Source organism: Komagataeibacter sp. NFXK3, assembly GCF_054182245.1.
Genome location: NZ_JAPIVJ010000089.1, coordinates 1 through 885, shown reverse-complemented (window position 1 = coordinate 885; position 885 = coordinate 1). Strand labels below are relative to the sequence as shown.

The following is an 885-nucleotide window of genomic DNA, read 5'->3' as shown; positions in this document are numbered from 1 at the left end:
GCCATATTTCGCGCGCCACCGGTAAAACGTGGCGTTGCTAATCCCATGCTCCCGGCACAGGTCAGGAACCGGGACACCGCCCTCAGCCTGGCGGATCACACCCATGATCTGGGCGTCAGTAAAGCGATCACTCTCCATCAGAATCTCCTCAATTCTAAAGCGATCACTCTCCATCAGAATCTCCTCAATTCTTACGCTGAGAAAATTCTCATTCAAAAGTCACTCTTTTTATGGGGGGATTACCCGGCTTCTGTTGTTTCCAGCCTGTCCTTCATGGCAAGCCGCCAGGGTTCGGTTATCCGGCGTGGCTCCGTGTTTTCAGGAGGTGGCCGGAAATCATATGGCCTGCGGGCACAGGGACGTCCGATGGCGACCAGCGGATCAATGCCTTTTTTCCGCAGGTCCCGGACCGCCTGCCCGCTGGCGTAACCGGTGTCGGCGAGCACTGTCTTTGGGAGACCGATCGTGTGTTCCATCGACAGCACGGTGCTGGCAAAGGACGGCGCATCCGCTGACGTGGCGACAACGTCGGTTGTCACGATCAACTGACTGCCTTCGGCGCAGACCACGGCCTGGGCATTGTAAGCCTGCCGGAATTCATGGGCGTCCGAGCGCCGCATGAGGCGGCTGTCGGGATCGGTCAGACTGATCTGCCGGTCGGGTGGTGGTTCATCATCGGGCGGTTTGGGCGCCCGGCCGCGACGCCCTGTTTTTGCGTCATACACCGCCTTCTTTTTCTCGTATGCCGATCGCGCCGCTCTGCTTCCAGCCGGGCGCAGGCTTCGTCCAGCTTCGCTTTCAGTGTTTCCCGTCGGGCAAGCGCTTCCGGCAATGCCTGCGGATCGCTGTCTGTGGCATCTGCGTGCTCCGCCTGGTCCATCAGTT

1 protein-coding gene and 1 pseudogene are annotated in these 885 nt (G+C 59.8%); both read right to left on the bottom strand.

All coding sequences use genetic code 11. The annotated features are described in order from the left end of the window. A partial coding sequence (locus tag OQZ28_RS17610) for a transposase (protein ID WP_458136704.1) occupies positions 1–138 on the bottom strand: 138 nt, incomplete at its 3' end. Between the two features lie 107 nt (positions 139–245). Next, positions 246–885, bottom strand: a pseudogene (locus tag OQZ28_RS17605) (transposase); the annotation flags it as partial.